General features: G+C 61.6%; 15 protein-coding genes. 8 read left to right on the top strand and 7 right to left on the bottom strand.

Annotated features, from left to right (window positions below):
• Positions 1 to 450 precede the first annotated feature (450 nt).
• The 7 genes from NKI29_RS29095 to NKI29_RS29065 form a co-directional block, all read right to left on the bottom strand.
• On the bottom strand, positions 451 to 1473 hold the full coding sequence (locus NKI29_RS29095) for an IS110 family RNA-guided transposase (RefSeq protein ID WP_352798128.1): 1023 nt from the start codon (positions 1471 to 1473) through the stop codon (positions 451 to 453).
• Between the two features lie 103 nt (positions 1474 to 1576).
• On the bottom strand, positions 1577 to 1963 hold the full coding sequence (locus NKI29_RS29090; protein ID WP_352798125.1) for a hypothetical protein: 387 nt from the start codon (positions 1961 to 1963) through the stop codon (positions 1577 to 1579).
• Positions 1964 to 1984: 21 nt separating this feature from the next.
• Positions 1985 to 3325, bottom strand: a complete 1341-nt coding sequence (locus NKI29_RS29085; RefSeq protein ID WP_352798123.1) for an AbiJ-related protein — start codon at positions 3323 to 3325, stop codon at positions 1985 to 1987.
• Entirely contained in the window at positions 3322 to 5205 is a 1884-nt protein-coding gene (locus NKI29_RS29080) for a UvrD-helicase domain-containing protein (protein ID WP_352798121.1), read from the bottom strand. Before NKI29_RS29080 ends, NKI29_RS29085 begins: the two co-directional genes overlap by 4 nt.
• Before the next feature lie 2 nt (positions 5206 to 5207).
• Entirely contained in the window at positions 5208 to 7175 is a 1968-nt protein-coding gene (locus NKI29_RS29075) for an ATP-dependent nuclease (protein ID WP_352798118.1), read from the bottom strand.
• Positions 7176 to 7385: 210 nt separating this feature from the next.
• Positions 7386 to 7877, bottom strand: coding sequence for a PIN domain-containing protein (locus NKI29_RS29070; RefSeq protein WP_352798115.1), 492 nt, complete (start codon positions 7875 to 7877; stop codon positions 7386 to 7388).
• Between the two features lie 3 nt (positions 7878 to 7880).
• Positions 7881 to 8945 carry a helix-turn-helix domain-containing protein gene (locus tag NKI29_RS29065; protein WP_352798113.1) on the bottom strand — a complete coding sequence of 355 codons (1065 nt, stop codon included), beginning with the start codon at positions 8943 to 8945 and terminating at the stop codon, positions 7881 to 7883.
• A gap of 206 nt (positions 8946 to 9151) precedes the next feature.
• On the opposite strand from NKI29_RS29065, the gene NKI29_RS29060 reads away from it, so the two are divergent.
• The 8 genes from NKI29_RS29060 (at position 9152) to NKI29_RS29025 (ending at position 16388) form a co-directional block, all read left to right on the top strand.
• Positions 9152 to 10096, top strand: coding sequence for a CBASS oligonucleotide cyclase (locus tag NKI29_RS29060; protein WP_352798111.1), 945 nt, complete (start codon positions 9152 to 9154; stop codon positions 10094 to 10096).
• A gap of 1 nt (position 10097) precedes the next feature.
• Positions 10098 to 10598: an HORMA-1 domain-containing protein gene (locus tag NKI29_RS29055; protein ID WP_352798109.1), complete on the top strand. Its 501-nt coding sequence runs from the start codon at positions 10098 to 10100 to the stop codon at positions 10596 to 10598.
• A 68-nt stretch (positions 10599 to 10666) separates the two neighbouring features.
• Positions 10667 to 11491, top strand: a complete 825-nt coding sequence (locus tag NKI29_RS29050) for an ATP-binding protein (protein WP_352798106.1) — start codon at positions 10667 to 10669, stop codon at positions 11489 to 11491.
• Entirely contained in the window at positions 11488 to 12657 is a 1170-nt protein-coding gene (locus tag NKI29_RS29045) for a hypothetical protein (RefSeq protein ID WP_352798103.1), read from the top strand. Before NKI29_RS29050 ends, NKI29_RS29045 begins: the two co-directional genes overlap by 4 nt.
• On the top strand, positions 12654 to 13208 hold the full coding sequence (locus tag NKI29_RS29040; protein ID WP_352798101.1) for a 3'-5' exonuclease: 555 nt from the start codon (positions 12654 to 12656) through the stop codon (positions 13206 to 13208). The genes NKI29_RS29045 and NKI29_RS29040 overlap by 4 nt, the downstream gene beginning before the upstream one ends.
• 138 nt (positions 13209 to 13346) lie before the next feature.
• Positions 13347 to 13619, top strand: a complete 273-nt coding sequence (locus NKI29_RS29035) for a DUF982 domain-containing protein (protein ID WP_352798098.1) — start codon at positions 13347 to 13349, stop codon at positions 13617 to 13619.
• Positions 13620 to 14121: 502 nt separating this feature from the next.
• Positions 14122 to 15201, top strand: a complete 1080-nt coding sequence (locus NKI29_RS29030; protein ID WP_352798096.1) for an HPP family protein — start codon at positions 14122 to 14124, stop codon at positions 15199 to 15201.
• Positions 15202 to 15884: 683 nt separating this feature from the next.
• Complete coding sequence (locus tag NKI29_RS29025) at positions 15885 to 16388, top strand: hypothetical protein (protein ID WP_352798093.1); 504 nt, start codon at positions 15885 to 15887, stop codon at positions 16386 to 16388.
• Positions 16389 to 16411 lie beyond the last annotated feature (23 nt).

Raw genomic sequence — 16411 nt, 5'->3', positions numbered from 1 at the left:
CCGTCCTCATCCGACAACAGCAACGCTTTCAACTCGCCTCTGCTCAGTCTAACGTCTCGATTGGTCATGGCACTTCCCCTTCCACGGGAATCGGTGATCGCAACGTCACCACCGTGCCATGGCCGCTCGCCCCTCAGAGCAGGCGCCATTCTCTCTCCAAAACTTTTTGCAGAACCTTCAGCACATCTGTGGACGCCCCCGTGAGCGCAAGAAGAATCTTCGAAGGCAGTATAGCGGCGCGTAGTCGGGTGCTGACATCTGTCCGGCCTCTGATGCGGCCTTCCATTTGCCGCCGGCCCGTATGGGAGTTCGCCGATCGGATCCATATCACTACCGCGCGCTCGAGGCGCTCTGTGCTGAACTGGTTTTTCCGATCCGTCTCTCATCGACTGTCGCGCCATACCTCTCCGTGTGACCTTCCTACACCTGCGACGACCTCAGACCGAGCTGCTATGCTGCCACGGCCGGAGCCCTGTAGGTCCCACCTCTTGCCATGAGCGCCCAGACGATGCGGGCCATCTTGTTGGCAAGAGCGACGACCACAAGCATTGGCGGCTTGCGGGCGAGCATGCGCCCAAGCCACGATCCTTCACGAATGCCTCGCCGACGAGCATGCCGCACGACAGCGCTCGCTCCGATGATAAGCAGGCGACGCAAAGTACGCTCGCCCATCTTCGATGTTGCACCGAGCTTCTGTTTACCGCCGGTTGAGCGTTGCAGCGGCGTCAGGCCCAGCCAAGCGGCGAAGTCGCGCCCCTTTCGGAAGATTGCGGCGCAAGGCGCCAGTGCAACCAGAGCCGTTGCCGTTATCGGACCAACGCCGGGGATTGTTGCCAACCGCCGCACGTCTTCATCCTCTCGGGCACGTCGTGCAATCTCGGCATCGAGCTGCTTGATCCTTTCCTCCAGCGATCTCAGCGTATCGACCAGCATGGTGAGGGCCAGGCGGGCTGCTTCTGGCAGATCGCCCTCAGGATCCTCTACCTTTTCCATCAGCTTGGCGGTGTGAGAAGGGCCCTGGGCAACGACCAGTCCATATTCTGCGAGATGGCCGCGCAAGGCGTTGATCGTCTGGGTGCGCTGCCGCACCAGCAGATCACGAGCCCGGAATACGGCCGCACTCGCCTGCTCCTCCTCACTCTTCACGGCGACAAAGCCCATGGTCGGCCGCTGTGCGGCCTCGCAGATCGCCTCGGCATCGGCGGCGTCGTTCTTCTGCCGCTTCACGAAAGGCTTCACATAGGATGGCGGGATCAGACGAACGGTGTGCCCGAGCTTGCCGATCTCGCGCGCCCAGTGATGCGCCCCAGAACAGGCCTCCATGGCGACCAAGCAGGCCGGCTGCCCAGCGAGAAACGCAAGCACCTTGTCGCGTCGCAGTTGCTTGCGGAAAACAATGGCGCCCGCCGCATCGGCTCCATGCGCCTGAAACACATTCTTCGCTAGGTCCAATCCGATCGTGTTAACTTCCATTGTGGACGCTCCCTCTCTTACGTGGCTGTCAAACACCACCATTCTGGCACATCGATGCCGTCGAGGGGGCGTCCACCCCATCACTATCCATTCACATTGCCGCTCAAACCATAAATGACGGGACGGGCGCCGAGTTGGAACATGGCGGATTTGGCAGAACAAGACCATAGGGGCTCATGGCCTGGCCAGCTGCGGCGCGGGCGAGGCCGGCCTCGACGAAGGCCGCTATCGGCATTTCCGTGAAGTAGACGGCGGGATCGGGACCATAGACCGTGCGGCGGCCGCTGCGCACGGACCAGGTAGCCCATACCCGACCCTGCCGCACCGCGTTGCGCAGCAGGAAGAAGGGCGAAAGCGGTTCGTCGAAATTCTCGACCGTGGAGAAGCCCCAATGTTCGGGGAGTGTCGGTGTGTCGGGATGCTGGGTGTCGAGCGGGCGGAAAAAGTGGATGAGCCGGTCGGAGAGATCATATCGGGCATTGTTGTTCATGAGGGGCGGCGACCTCGGGCGTCAGGATTTGAGTGGCATTGGTTTGTGGAGCGCCCAGAGACGATCGAAAAAGCCTTCGATTTCGGCTGACGCATTGGCACCTACGAGTTCGTTCGATCCGAAGCGATAGATCTCGTAGCCGCCCAGACGAAGATCGCGATCGGCGGAGACCATGTCCGCGTAAAGAGCGAGCGAGGGCTTCCCCTCGACGCTGAAATGCTGCGATCCGTCCACTTCGATGACGACGCGCTGATGGCCAGGCAGCAGCAACAGGAAATCCATACGCTGCCGGCGAAGCCCGGAGCGATGGCGCAGAAGCTTCACCACGGCGGGATCGTAATGGAGGTAGACCTGCGGGATGAGCGCCGGCAGGGTGTCGCCGAGGCGTGACCGGTAGAGCTTGAAGTAGGTACTGAAGAGGGTGCGCTCGGCATCTGAGGCGAGCGAGGCGTGCAATCGCTCACCGAGCGCGCGGGCCGGGTCCTCGGACGTCGGGCTCTGGGCTCGCCACCACTCGACCAGCTCGCTCCAGAGCAGACCGTCACGCCGGATCGGACGATCATAGATCAGGCAGCTTGCGGCGTTGGAGAGGATGACGATGTCATTGTTGATGGCGTCGGAGAAGCCGATCTCGGGCTTTGGGCCATTGGAGGCGAAGATCAGATTTTTGGGCGCACCCGCCACGCCACGGGCGATGGGCGCGAGACGATGGAGCGGATAGCCGGATTCCTCGCCCTCGACCTTCAGCTCATATCCGTCGCGCCGCAGTACGGCGTTGATCGAAGTGACAAGATCGACCTGCACGGGTCCACGTCGCCCCAGGGGATGAAGCGCTGCCTCGATCAGGCGGGCAAAGCGGTCGCGTGAACAGGTGAGGGCGCCGATCTGTTCGAACAGAAATTCGACGCTCCAGTCGCCGAAGTTGCGCACCATATGCTGGTCGATCTCGTCCGCGAGAGTTCGGGCCGAGAAAAACCCCGTGCCGACAAGCCCCATCGGGAACAGCCGCCGAACAAGCTCGACGACGCTCTGTTCGCCGGACAGATCGTCGCCGAAGCATTTGCCGACATCGCGCCTGGTGATCTCGGTGATCCGGGGCGAATCCCTCTCCAGAACAGCCCAGCCTGCCTCTTCCAGGCCGAAGTCGCCGAAATGGGCTCCGACCCTGCGCGCGATCTCGCCGAGTTCGTGCTCGGTCTTCCCTTGCAGCCCGATCCGCGCTCGATCGCGCTTGCTGATGTTGTCCTCCTGCGGCGGGACGGTGATGCCGGCAACGGCCGCCACGCTCGGCATCTGCTCATGAGTGGAGCGTGTCTTGAGGTATTCCGCCAGCCGCTCGCTGAGATCGGGTTCCGCGCTCATATGGCGATCTCCGGCACGCCGGCATCGGTGAGGAGCTGGTAGAGTTCGGCGACGTTATTTCGCGCACCGCGTTCCTGGCAGAACGCGAAGATAGCCCGCTGCTTGGCGCGCGAGAGGGCGACGAAGAAGGCAGCTACTCCCTCGGGATCTCCGGGAACGTGCGCCCACCAGGCTTGGTCATCGAGGCCGACGAAGACGATCGTGTCATATTCCAGCCCCTTGCTCTTGTGCACGGTCATCATCGGGATCTGGTTGACGCCCTCGAAGCCGTCCAGACACGCGGTCCAGTCGGCGGCGCCATCGGCCGACGCGAAGAAATGCAGGCAGAAGGCCTCAAGGATGATCTGGAGGAGGTCACCGACGCCATATTCGGCATAGGTCCGGGCGATGGCTGCCAGATCGAGATATTCAAAGACCCGCGTCGCGAAGTCAGCGGCACTATTCCGGGATGGAGCTGTCGCCGCCATGTCGGCGCGAAGCGTGGCAAGGAAGGCGGTCAGGTCCGCCTCGACCTTCGCCGCGCCGATGTCGCCGTCGGCTGTGACCGCCCGGAGCGCCAGAACTTCGGACGAAGCCAACTGCCACGCCGCAGCCGCTCGGCGTGTCGCTCCGAGGCGGAACATCGCTATCGCCAGGCGGCAGAGGTCATCTGAGAGAAGATCCTGAAGCGAGGTTTTCCCAAGAGCGTGGCTCTCATTGCGGATGCGCAGGCCATGGGCGGCGAAAGGTGCTGCGAGTTCATGCTCGTAATCATCGGATTTCTGCTTGACGAGAAGCGCATAGTCCCGTGGCGATCGTCCCCGGACCGCCATGTCATTGGCAAGCCATTGCGCGAGATGAGCGGCTTCGGCGGCTTTGGTCTGGCTGCGCCAGACTTGCGCCACATCACCATCGACCTGGCGGACCGCATGGGCAACGGTCTGAACGGCATTTGGATCGAGCGCGCGCGCAACGACATGCTGGATGGCAACAAGGTCGGGCGACGATCGGAAATTGAAGAGCAGAGGGAAGCGGGCTGCGCCGAAATCGACTTCAAGCCGCTGAAACGCATCGCTTCGAGCGCCGGCGAATATCATGATCCGCTGCTTGTCGTCGCCTACACCTGTGACGATGGTCTGTCCGCCGGCGAAGGCCGAGAGCAGGAAGTCGTATTGCGCGAAAGTCGTGTCTTGGAATTCGTCGACGAAGACAAAGGGGTAGGTGGCGATCAGCGCGCGACGGATGTGCGGATTGGCGCGGAGCAGGAGCTCGGCGAGACGGTTGATGCTGACAAAAGTCAACGAGGAGGGATGGCCCGGCCGCAATTGCGTCGCCCACCATCGGGCGATGGTGAACTCTGCGGCGTTTTGCGGTGCCTGAGGCGCGAGGGGAAGTCGATAGCCGCCGACCACCCGCGCTTCGAAGTCCGTTGCGCTGAAGGCGGCGATGTCGGCCTGCCATTCCTGCGGCGCGTTGAGGCGTGACAGCGTCAGGAACTGATCGACCTGCCACCGCTTGGGAAACGCGATGTCATAGGGCCGGGTTGGGCGCCAATCGGCCGGGATGGCGTTGAGAAATCGATCGACAAGGCTCTTGCAGAATGAATCGAACGTGAGCGATACGAAGCGGTTGGCGAGCTCCGGAGGGCAGCGCTGCCGAACGCGCGCGGCAAGATTGCTGGCAGCGTCAGTCTTGAATGAGATCGCCAGTAAGCGGTGCGGCGCACGACAGATTCCGGTTTCGAGGAGATAGACCGCGCGTTGCGCCAGAAATTCGGTCTTGCCGGCGCCGGGGCCGGCTACCACGCATGCCGAACCGCCGTGCCGGAGCGCATTCCACGCTGCGGGTTCGAGATCGTTGATGCCACGCGGGCACCAGTCCTCGGGACGAACAAGACCCATGATCAGGCACCTGCCGGAGCCGCGGGCGTGAGGCGGGCGACGATCGAGGTCAGAAGAGCACGCAATTCTTCAGGGGCGCCGGCCGCGAGAGCGGCCGCGTCCTGGGCACTCAGAACGCGGACATGGGTGCTTGGCTTGCCACGGCCGAGAAACAGATAGCGATACCAACGCAGCAGGGCATCCTGATCGGCAGGGTACAGCTGGGGCAGACCGTCTTCGCCAAGCACCGCCGTTCGTGGTTCGCCTTGCGGAGACGGACCTTGTCGTCCCGGCTCGACAACTTGATAGGCGGCCGGGAAGGCCTTGAGCATCGAATAATCGAGATCAAGCGGGCCGCAGAAGTAGACATGAAACTGGCGCAGCCATTGGGTCCATTGCGTGATCTGCGCGAAACCCTGGATCGGCAGGGCGTCAAAGGCCGCCAGATTGGCCGCTGGACCTTGAGGATTGAGATACTGGCCGAAAATGGCCTGCGGTGGAACGCCATTGGCGAGCAACTGCGTGCATGCCGTTTTGATCCGCCCCCATCCGCCGCCGGCACGACCCCAATCGAGATCGAGAAGGGTCGTGTAGGGGATGTCGAGGTCGGTCAGCAGCCGCCAGAGGTGGTTCACATGCCGGCCGCCCAACGGCACCACCGCGACGAAGGAGCGGTCGATCTCCAAGCCCATAGCCTCGGCGAGACGCGGCAGAACGACCTCTTCGGACGCGCCTTCGCCGAGCACGACAAAGCGCGCGAAGTAGAGCTCGGGATAGGTCCGCACGGCCTCCCGGACGAACTTGGACGCATCCTCATCGCCGGGCGGCAGGCTTATCGGACGGACTCGTGCAGTGCGATCAGCCGGGTTGAGCCGGAAATGCCTGACCTCGGTCGGATCGACTCTGGCGAGAATGCTCGGCGAGTGACTGGATACGACGGCTTGGGCGCGCGGTCCTCGCGTCAGATCCTTGATCTGGCGAACAATGCGGGAGAGATAAAAGGGCGCGAGATTGTTTTCGGGCTCCTCCACGGCGATGAGGGTCAAGGCCGGCAGCGGCACGCCGCCTTCCTGAAAGCCCGCCGCGGCGGGATCGGCGATGATCCCGGCCTCGACATCGAGGATCGCCGCCGTCATCGCCAGATGGAAGAGGGATCGCTGCCCGTCGCTGAGATCATCGAGAGCCCGTTCCCGGCCAGCCTCGTCGGGGCGGAACACCACTTCGACTTTGCGGATGAATTCTTGGAAACGCAGGTCGATCGGGCGGAAGAGCGGCGTCGTGTCGGTCCCGGCTGTGTGAACCTCCTGCCATCGTCGCCTGACGGCTGCGGCGATTACATCGACCGCCGGCTCTCCCGCGAACGCGCCGTTAAGCGTCGTGCCTACCTCGGTAAACGTGTCCCGGACCCCCTGCGACCAATTGATCGCGCGCCAGAGCCTGCCGCGCAGGAAGGCCGTCACCTGAGAGGCGCCATCGCGCGTCGCGGGGACGTAGATCATCTGGATTCGGGCGCGATCGGTCGCCTTGAGTTCGGTGCAGTCTGCTTCGGTGTAGGCGCCGAAAGTCCGGATCGCCCAGTATTTCTGCTCGATCGTTCCGTCGAGCGATCCGTCGTCGGTCCATGTCGCCTCGAGGCGCAGGCGGCATTTCAGGTTGCCGGCTTCGTCAGCGGCCATTTGGTGGAAGAATTCCGGGATGGCGGCTCCGCCAGCGCCGGCGGCATCGAGTTCGGGGAAAGCCACGATAGCTTCCAGTACCAAGCCTCGTTGCAGAGGCGGGGCGACTTCGGCTGACGGAACGTGAAAATCCTGACGCCGAAGCCGTCGCTGCTCGCCGGTAATGCCGAACAGGCGCTGCAGCGCCTGCATGACGGCGGTTTTGCCCGCGCCATTCACTCCGATAAAAGCTGTGAGACCGTGCGTAAGGTCAATCGTCAACGTGTCTGGGCCAAAGCACCGAAAATTACTTAGAGTGAGCCGTTCGATGAACATGCAGATTTAGTCTCCCCCAGTCCGGTGCGGCTCGATTGCTATGGCTGAGACGCAAATTTGCCCTAATACTTATTGTTCATTGTAGCTTGCAGTTCGCTGCATCCATAGACCATGCCGCAGCTTCTTTTCGCCCCAAGCCGCAACGCTGCGGACCGGTTGACCGAGCGCCCACGATCTTCACCAGGCGATATGTCCAGGATGACGCTGACCTCATTCGGCGAATCGAGCCAACCGGCGTCGCACTTCGTTCGCCGGCAGCCGGCATCTTGGATGGGCGAAGATGGTGCTCAGGCCATTATGGAGGCGATGGAAGGGAACATGATCGCCATCCGCGAACTCGTCGAACAGCCAGAGCACGCCATGCATTTCGATCGCTTCGGCGACGGCCAGCTCGCGCAGGCTGCCGTCGCCGGTGAGCAACGTCCATTGCCGTGATTGTGCTATGGCGAAAGCAAACGTGTCCGGGACCGAGAGACGCGCGTCCTGCCGCCGCACCGTGGTCGCCCGGCTAAGCTCGGCGGGCGTCAGGACCTCGACGCGCAGCCCCAACGCCACCAATTGGTCACCGAGTGCGCCCGCTAATTCCCTTTCATAGAGAAGGTCGGGCACAGCGAACTCAAAGGGCAGCCGAAAGGTGTCCTCGAGGAGTTGCGCTCTCTCCAGATCAATCAGAACAGACGTATCCGAAACGAGAATCGACACTGATCAAGCCGCCACCTGATCGAGTCTGGCGTCGAGTTCGCGGACGGATATGCCGAGCAGTTCCGCAGCACGGGATTCTCCGATCACGCCTTCGGCGAGGGCCCGGTAGCAGAGGCGCTCGAAGCGCTTGGGTTCCTCCAGCTCCGGCTCCATCGTCTCCGGTTCCTCAAAAGGCGCCGTCCTCCACCCTCGCTCCGCAAATACCTTGAAGAGGCGAGCAAAGGCGGCCTGGTTGATGATGCCCAAATCCTTGCATCGATAAGCGAGGGCCTGGATGCTCACACCAAAGCGCTTCTTCAGCGCGACGAGTTCCCCGATACTGATCGTAGACCGATGGACGCCGACCTCGGTGCGCAGTACGTCGGCCGGCATCAAAAAGGCGCCAGCGAAGCGATGTGCTGCCTTTTCCTCATCCACGTCTTCGCTGGCCGCGAGGACCATGTGGCCGAGTTCGTGGGCGAGGTTGAAGCGCTTGCGCTCCGACCACGTGCTGCGCTTGATAACGATCACGCGCGCGGCCGCTCGATCTTTGCGCCGGACTTTGGCGGCAAGCCCGTCGACATCATCGAGATCGAGCGTCAGGACCTTGATGCCACGCTCCTCGAGCAATTCGGCGAGGTGCGGGATAGGGTCATTGCCGAGCCCCCAGTCATCGCGCACCGAGCGCGCCGCGTCCTCGGCGTCCCGGATGTCCGCAACGGGATGCGGAGCGCTTCGTGGCTGCTCCCATTCGACGCTTCGCATCTGGAGAAGATCCTCGACGGCGAGATAACGCTCCAGCATGTGGATGGCGCGTGCCTCGAGAACGGCCTCTTCCCGGGAGGACGTTCCGACCTTCTTCCTGAAGTCCACCCCTTCCAGGGCGATCTCGTCATCGCTGAGGAGATACTCCTCCGAAACGTCGAGCACTTTTGCGAGCGCGATAAGCACGCGCGAGCTCGGCATGTCTTCGTTTCTCTCGTACTTCCCAATGGCTTGGGCCGAGACAATGCCGTCCATGGCATCGGCGAGCGCGCGTAGCGACAGCCCCGACGCCGATCGCGCAACCTTGAGTTTGCTTCCGATCATGGTGGCCTCCTTGCGATTCCAGTTTCCAAAACTACGATATAAGCGCAATTTTGTAAACCAAAATCCCTTGAAAAGAGGTAAACGGGTTCCTAACTGGGATGAGCGCTGTTGCTGAAGGCCAGTTTGTAAACCGGGGCGGCGCGCCGCGAGACAATGGTCGCCTGTCGGCGGTCAACGGATTGGCGCCCAACCGGAAAGGAAACGCAATGGCGTTAAGCAATACGGAACTGCGCTACTACGACAACAATGTCCTACGCCTGCCCGCGGACAAGCGGAAGGAATATCACGAACAGGTCGATCGCCTGATCGCTGAGTTGTGCAAGAGCGTCCGCGACAAGACCGAGATCAAGATCACCAAGGTCGTGAAAGCAGGGTCCTTCGCAAAATACACAATCCTGCGGAAGACCAGCGTCGATCCGGTCGACGTCGACGTGGTGTTCTACATCTCAGGCCGCGATGCGAGCAAAGAGACGCTCGATACTCTGAGCAACACGATCTACGACCTGCTGGTCAAGATTTACCCCAACAAGTCGGTCGAGGATTTCGAGATCCAGCGCAAGGCCGCGACCGTGACCTTCGTCGGTTCCGGTCTGAGCGTCGACATCGTGCCGGTGATCGAGGACGAGAACCGGCCCGGCTATGGGTGGCAGTTCGACATCCATGACGGATCAAAGGTCCAGACCTGCGCGCCTTGCCAGATCAAGTTCGTGCGGGATCGGAAGAACACCGATAGCGATTTCCGGACACTGGTGCGCCTGGCGAAGAAGTGGCGAAACCATGCCGAGATCAAGCCGCTCAAGTCTTTCGCGATCGAGCTGATCATGGCCCATGTGCTGGCGACCCAGGGCAATTCCGCCACCATCGAGCAGCGCTTCCGTAATTTCCTTCTCTACCTCGCCCAGTCGGGTATCAAGGAGCAGATCAGCTTCCCCGAGAATACCGCCCCGTTCGGGAACTTCTCCGATCCCGTGATCATCCTCGACCCGGTCTATAGCCTCAACAATGTGACCAGCCGGATTTCGGAAGCCGAGCGCAAGGAGATCGTCGCAGCCGCGGAAGCCTCTTGGGAAGCTGCCAATTTCGCATCCGCTGAAAACGACAATGAGGTCTGGAAAGAGATCTTCGGTTCTCGCTTCAAGACGGAGGACTGAGATGAGCCAGACCATGACTGCCACTGCCAGCGCCACCTACACGGTCGTCGACATCGAAAATGTCGTGCGCCGCGTAAAGGCGGATCTGATCATGATCGGTGATAGCACCGGCGCTTGGACGGCGGCCAAGGCTGCCGACTATGCCCATGACGTCGAGGTGCTGGCCAAGGCCGGCTACCTCGCCTGGGTTGATGTGACGTTGCTCAGCTACGGCGTTGAGCAGAAAGCCGTTCGGTTCGACGTCCATACGGATGCCGGGTCTCTGACGACGAGCCGGCCGGGCGGTGTGCTTTGGCCGAAGGTGGCCGGGGCGCATCTGCGGCTGATCCTAGGTTATACCGAGGCGTACACGAGCGCGGCGCGCGAGGCCATGAAGGGCAAGCTGAAGATCGGCTGGGTCACATCCTACGACGACACCAGCCATACCAGCCTTACGTCTTCAGGCGGCCGTAACTATGCCAGCAATGCGTACGGAATGCAGAGAAAGGATTGGGCAGCGTGAGTCAGCCAAGCATCTTCGATAACGAAACACCACTCCCCAGCGAGGCGCTAGCCAAGCGGGAGAAAATCTTGCTGGGCTTCGACACACGCTATGCCCGTGTCCATGATCAGCTTCGCCTGCTGCTCAATGTGGGCGGGCTGGCTGAATGGAACCGCAAGCACCACGGCGGCAAGCTTGCCATATGCGATCTCGTCGCCGAGCAGTATCCGCTAGTCATCTTCCATGGCGATGTCGGGACCGGCAAGACGGCGATGGCTGAGTGCATCGCCAACAAGCTGGCGGCTGAGGCGAAGAGCGAGGATTCGATCCTTTTCAAGCTCTCGAACCGAGTTCGCGGCAGCGGCATGGTGGGCGAGATGGGGACACTTATCGCCGAGGCATTTCGCAAGGTGATCCAGTCCGCCGGCAAGAGCCGCCGGGCTATCCTCATCATCGACGAGGGGGACAGCCTCGGCGCTTCCCGCTCGCAGGACCACAGCCACCACGAGGACAAGGTGGCAGTGAACACATTGATCCAAGGTGTCGACGATCTGCGCCAGTATGGCGGACGTGTCGTCGTGATTCTCTGCACAAACCGGTTGTCGGTTCTCGACGCTGCGCTGCGCCGGCGGGCCGCCATCATCGAGGAGTTCAAGCGTCCGTCCGAGGAAGAGCGCCGCCAACTCTTTCAAATGGACCTGGGAGGGCTGGGCCTGCCTGCCGCGCAAATCTCTGAACTGGTAGCCGCGACGGGGACCCGTGGAAGCCATCCGTCCTGGACGTATTCGGACATCCGCACGCGTCTCTACCCCGCGGCCCTGGCCAACGCCTACCCGCAGGAGCCGCTGCGCTTCGAACACCTGAGGTCGGTGGCGGCGATGCTTCATGCGTCGCCCGTGATGGAGGACAAATGATGGCGCGCTCTCCTTTGTACGGCCGCCGAATTCATATCAGCGGCAGCGTCATCGACGACGGGGCGATCGCTCCGACGCACGACGTCAATGCTGCAAGGGAGCTCGTCACGTGCTTGGTGAGGGAACTTGTCAAACGCGGTGCAAATTTCGTCGTGCCAGTGGATGCCGAACCAATTCGCAACGTTGACAGCCTGCCGATCTGCTTCGATTGGCTGATCTGGAAAGCGATCAAGGACAATTGGACGCTGCGTCCGTCCGGCGTTCCGGGACCGCTCGCCGTTGCCGTGCAGCACCACAAGACCGAGGATCAAATCCCTGTTGCCAATGTTGAACTGTGGGACGAACTGCGCGCTTCACCTCTGGTGAAGATCGAGAATGCCGCGCACTGGAATATGGCGAGCAAACGCATGGAGGCACAGGCCCGCTTCGGCGACGTCCTCGTCGCCCTGGGCGGCGCAGAAGGCGTGCTCTACCTCGCCAACTTGTACCACGATGCGGGGAAACCGGTCATACCGCTCAATCTGGCGCTTTGCCCGGAGACCACAGGCGCGCGGCGCCTCTATAGCTTCGGGTTGAGCAGCCACCAGAGTCGGCGCCTGTTTCAGATTGAACAGGACGGGGATTCCCATGATTGGATCAACAGGATCCGCTTCCCGCAGCGGCAGTCGATTGCGGATCGCGTCTCGGTGTTGGTCGAGCTGTTGGAATCGCTCGAGAGGCCGAGGGCTTTTGCCGTCCGCCTCCTGAACCCGGACCTGCCTGACTATGCTGACGTCCAGACCTTTTTCGATATGGTTGTTCAGCCTGTGGTCGAGGATGAGTTGGGATACCGGTTGGTCGTGATCGATGGCCGTCAGGCGTATGAGTATTCGAGGATCGACCAGGAGATATTTGCCAAGCTCCATCGCAGTAGCGTCGTTCTGGCAGATATTACCGGCGCTCGTCCGAATTGCTTCCTTGAGCTAGGCTATGCCCTGGGGCGCGGCCTGCCGACCATGGTGATGGTGCGCGAAGGGGCAAGCCTGCCTTTTGATATCACGACGTTTTCGGGTCTCCACTGGAAGACGACCGGCGCGGCGGAAGACAGGCGGCGGGCGTTCCGGGAGCACTGGCAGGCGATCCGCAACCGACCCTCCCTCGTTCCGGCGGAGCCACTGATCTCATGAGCGGCAAGCGCGAAGTTTTCGTTTCGGTTGACGTCGAGACGGCAGGCCCAATTCCCGGCGAGTTCAGCTTGTTATCGATTGGGGCCTGCTCGATCTTCGAGCCTGAACAGACTTTCGCGTGCGAGCTGAAGCCGATCAACGGAAATTTCGATCCCAAGGCCCTGGAGGTGAGCGGTTTTTCTCTCGACGAACTAGGGCGAACAGGGCTTGCGCCAACGGAAGCCATGGGTGCTTTTGCAAAGTGGCTCTCTGGCATTGCAGGTCGGAATGGCACGCCGGTCTTCGTGGGATTCAATGCTCCGTTCGACTGGTCGTTCGTGAATTACTATTTCCACCGGTTTGAAGCCGGCAATCCGTTCGGATTCACTGCGCTAGACGTCAAAGCGCTTTACATGGGGGCAACAGGCTGCTCATGGGCCGATACGCGTTCAAGCAAGATCGCTGAAAGGATGAAACCCGCGTTGACTGGCACGCACGATGCTCTCAGCGACGCTTTATATCAGGCCGAAATCTTCCGGCTGATTTGGTCCAAGCTCATCAAGACGAGATGACAGCGAGATGTCGGCGTAAAGCTAGCGGCCGCCAACAGGCGCCCCGCGCTGCCGCAGCAGGTTGCCGATCGACGCGCCATCAAGGTGGCAGAGAGCTCGCTCGGCTCGGCAAAGGAGACGAACTGGGCCTATTGACGTATGATCGCCTTGGGGGGCGGAGAGATGACCGGCTTGAGGAGATTTGAGAGGCCGGTCGTTATTCGGGTTGGCCGCCACAGCTCAGAGCGTATCGTGTTCGATGTCAACGAGGCGGCCGCTATCCTGCTGCGTGATCTTCATGTTCAGACCGAGAAACGGAAGCTTGCAATGGACGCCTGTCTGGAGGTGTTGCGGGGTAAGGCACATCCACCAGCTGCTCGAAGAGCTTTCGTGGCAGCCGTGCCCGAAGCAAAGATACTGCGCGGCGATTAAATGCTGTTAGCACGTCATAGGCTTTGATGCTTGGGGTATGCCTTGCAACTTACGTGGCATATCGCATCAAGAAGGTCATCGCCGCGGGGCGGCCGCCAGACAACTGAACGCAAGACGCCAGGCCCTTGACCGAACAGCTGTGCTGGGACGAAATCCCTTTGATGAGTTCACGCCAATGCTGATCTTCAGAATCTTCGTCAGCGCATATCGTCGAATTTCTGCGCATCGAACCAATGCTCACGCGAATTCTTTCGCAAGAACGATTGCAGTAACCGAGAACGTCCCGCCATGGCACGTCGCCCCTACCCATTCCAGTAGAAGTATCTCCGCGCCAAGGCTGTGACGCGACTTGAAAAGAACAGCCGCGGGGGGCGGACCGCCCAGTCGCTGCACGCAATAATATTCTCCCTGGCCGCGAACATTCGGATTTGTTTGACTTTCAAATCCGTGGCTTCGGCGGCATTGCGGACAGCGCAGACTTCCACTCGTTCCAGGGCTTAGCATGGGGTTTCGCCTCTTCGTCCCAATCCTCGCCGGCGCGACCCTGCGCGAGCGGCTGCTCGCCTGCATCGGCGCCACGATCGGCATTGCGCTGACCGGCGTGATCAGCGGGCTCGCCATGGGCGGCGGGCCACATGTGGCGCTGCTGGTGGCGCCGATGGGCGCCTCCGCCGTGCTGCTCTTTGCCGTGCCGTCGAGCCCGCTCGCGCAGCCCTGGTCTATTATTGGCGGCAATTCGATCTCTGCACTGGTCGGCGTGACGGTCGCGCTTTTCGTGCACGATCCGGTGATCGCGTCGGGCCTCGCTGTGGCGCTGGCGATCGCTGCCATGTCATTCTCGCGTAGCCTGCATCCGCCGGGCGGTGCCGCGGCACTGACGGCCGTGCTTGGCGGACCGGCCGTGCTCAGCTTCGGCTTTCTGTTCCCGTTGGTGCCGGTGGCGCTGAACTCGACAATTTTGGTGGCGCTGGGCTTGGTCTTCCACCGCCTGTCACGGCGCAACTATCCGCATGTCCATGCAGCCGCGGCCAACAGCCACAGCACCGCCGATCCGCCGCCCACGAAGCGCGTCGGCTTCCGGCCCGAGGATGTCGATGCGGCACTCGCCGCTTTGGACGAAACGTTCGACATCGGCCGCGACGACCTCGAAAGGCTGCTGCGCCAGGTCGAGCTGCAGGCGATGGTGCGCTCGCACCGCACGCTGCTTTGCCGGGACATCATGTCCCGCGACGTGATCTCGGTCCCGGAAAACGCACCCATCGACGTGGCGCGAAAGCAGCTTCTCGACCACAACATCCGCACCTTGCCAGTGGTCGATCCGCACGGTCGGCTGGTCGGCGCCGTGGGCCTGCGCGAACTGACCAAGGGGGCCGATACGGTGAAATGCGTTATTTCGAAGACTGCCACCGCCTCTCCCAACACGCCAGCGATGCGCCTGCTTCCTGTGCTCACCGACGGCCGCAGCCATGCCGTAGTCATTGTCGATACCGAGCGAAACATCCTTGGCCTGATCACCCAGACCGACCTGCTGGCGGCGGCAGCGCGCGTGCAGACCGCAGGCGCAGGGGTATCAGCGGCATAAAAGGCATTCCGCATTCTCAATCGGGATGCCATTTTTCAGACAGACACATCCACTGTCTGTTCGGAGTCGCGATGAGAAGCCGGCCAAGTCGTCGCGGTTTGCGCGGCCGTCGCTGGCGAAATGGGGCTCGTACACCGGGATCGGGCCGGAGGCTGGTGCCGGGCCTGTGCCAAACGCTTTGGAAGCGACGCCTCAGCCGGGCGCAGGAAGCACGGCGCTCTGCACTGCCACGTCGCCCCTACTAACCAGTCTGCCGGGACGTGTCGACCGGCGATGGTACTCGTCGTGTTCCGCGCGGCCGACGCCCATATCTCGAAACCATGCTCCAGGAACAGGTCGCGCGCGGCAGACGATATTGCGCTGGCCTTGCGATTTGGGCGGTCGGGAGAGCCTTCGTTCTGGCTTGATCGCCTGCCTCGGGCCGGGTGCCTCGTCTAATGCCCGTCGCCATGTCAGTCCTCGCCACAGATTAAACCAAGCCGTTTAGTTACTCCCAGTCCTGACACCGTTGGGTGTGGAGGCGAACGCGCTCCTGTATCGATCTGACTGTCAGTTTTTCGCGGTCATTCTTGATCGCTTCACCATCGACGATCAGTTGGTAGACAAACGCTTCCGACAGCTGCGGGACGGTCTCAATCAGGGTGGCGACTGCGGGCGACGAGGTCCTGTCCTCAGGAACCCGCATGCAGCAGCTTCTAACCGGAAGCTATCGGCGCTACGGAAACTACATCCAGAGCGCTCTCTTCAAGCTCGGAATGTCACCGAGATATGCTGCGGGCTGTGACCAGGCGATCATGCTCCGATGGCAATCCAGTTCCGAAAAAGCGGTCAACGGCAAGGCTCGCGACGTCTTTAAGAAGCTTGCCGAAGCGCACGAACAGCTGCCGCAGGAGACGGATTCCGTTGTTCATATAGGCCTCGAAGCGTTGGAATCCGGTGAGGTCGAGCGGCGCAGGTACGATAGGATCCTCGAGAGCACCGCCCGCTTTGACGCGAAGGCGAAGAACCTTCGTTACGTTTACTGCCACTACCTCATGCCGGAAAGCCCGCCCGACGAGTCCTGGGCGTTCGACGAAACCGTGCAGTGGCGCCGGATCACGGGTACTGAGCAGCGACCTCTGGAATACCCACTTCTGGTGCTGCCGGGTGATACGGAAGTGAGGTTTGGACCATATTGGGCGACTTGATGTGGAGTGAAGCGTTCCGCAGT

It is taken from the genome of Mesorhizobium sp. M0678 (assembly GCF_040320505.1).
Taxonomy (GTDB): domain Bacteria; phylum Pseudomonadota; class Alphaproteobacteria; order Rhizobiales; family Rhizobiaceae; genus Mesorhizobium.
The sequence above is the reverse complement of the archived record's forward strand: the minus strand, read 5'-3'. Positions and strand labels throughout refer to the sequence as shown.